At 76.3% G+C, this 1,264-nt stretch carries 1 protein-coding gene; it reads left to right on the top strand.

Annotated elements, in window-relative coordinates:
* Positions 1-112: 112 nt before the first annotated feature.
* Positions 113-1,060, top strand: coding sequence for a hypothetical protein (locus CCN56_RS39390; RefSeq protein ID WP_086832401.1), 948 nt, complete (start codon positions 113-115; stop codon positions 1,058-1,060).
* The last annotated feature ends 204 nt before the right edge of the window (positions 1,061-1,264 follow it).

Below are 1,264 nucleotides of genomic sequence, written 5' to 3'. Positions count from 1 at the left end.
CGGAAGTCGACGAGGGCGGCGGTGAGCGCGGCCCCGTCCAGGGAGAGGTCGAGGGGGCCGTCGAGCGGGGTGATGTCTGCCATGTGCCGACCCTAACTCGGCCTCCAGTACGGTGGGCCCCGTGTCCGAGCCCACCCGCCCCCGCCGTCGCGGCCGCCTCGCCCGCTCCGCGGCCGCCTTCACCGTGCTCCTCGGCCTCGCCGCGTACGTGGCCGTCCACCAGATGACGGGGAGCACGGGCGCGCCCAGATGCAGCGTGGGCAGCGGGGACAACCGCTACGAGTTCACTCCGGAGCAGGCGTCCAACGCGGCGACGATCTCGGCGGTGGGCACCACCCGGGGGCTGCCGGAGCGGGCCGTGACCATCGCGCTCGCGACCGCGCTGCAGGAGTCGGGGCTGCGGAACATCCAGCACGGCGACCGGGACTCGCTGGGGCTCTTCCAGCAGCGGCCCTCGCAGGGCTGGGGGACGGAGGCGCAGATCATGGACCCGGTGTACTCGGCGGGGAAGTTCTACGAGGGTCTGGAGAAGGTCCCGGGGTACTCGCGGCTGCCGCTGACGGTGGCGGCGCAGAAGGTGCAGCGGAGCGGTTTCCCGCAGGCGTACGCGAAGCACGAGCCGGACGCGGCGCTGCTCTCGGCCGCGCTGACGGGCCGGTCGCCGGCGGCGCTGACCTGTACGACGAGCATGGCGAAGGGCCGGCCGGGCGATCCGGAGCAGGTGCGCGAGGAGCTGGTGCGGGCCTTCGGCGAGAAGGCGGCGCCGAAGGCGGTGACGGGCGGTCCGAGCGCGGGCCGTTCGGCCGCGGAGCCGCCGGTGCTCGTGGTGCCGGTGCGGGCGGCGACGGGCGTGGGGAGCGCGCCGGGGGCCGGTTCGGACGAGCGGCGCGGCTGGGAGCTGGCGCAGTGGGCGGTGGCGCGGGCGGACACGCTGCGCATCGCGGAGGTCGCGTTCGGGGACCGGGTGTGGCGCGCGGGCGAGGCGGACGGGGGCTGGTCGACGTCCTCGGGCGCGGCGGCCGCGGGCGGCGAATCGGTCCGGGTACGGCTGGCCCAGTAGCCGGGAGCGTGGAGTCCGGCCGCATACGGCTCACCCCGTAGCCGGAACCGCAGGACCGGTCCGCGCGCGGCTCACCCCGTGACGGGACCGCGAAATCCGCCTGCGCGCGGCCGCCCCGTGCCCGGGAGCGCAGAACCCGTCCGCCTGGGCCTCGCCCTGTAGCCGGATCCCCGGGACCCGCCCGCGTACAGCCCACCCCGTGAC

This window comes from Streptomyces sp. NRRL B-24572, assembly GCF_002156145.1.
In the GTDB taxonomy this organism is placed as follows: Bacteria; Actinomycetota; Actinomycetes; order Streptomycetales; family Streptomycetaceae; genus Streptomyces; species Streptomyces vietnamensis.
The sequence above is the reverse complement of the archived record's forward strand: the minus strand, read 5'-3'. Positions and strand labels throughout refer to the sequence as shown.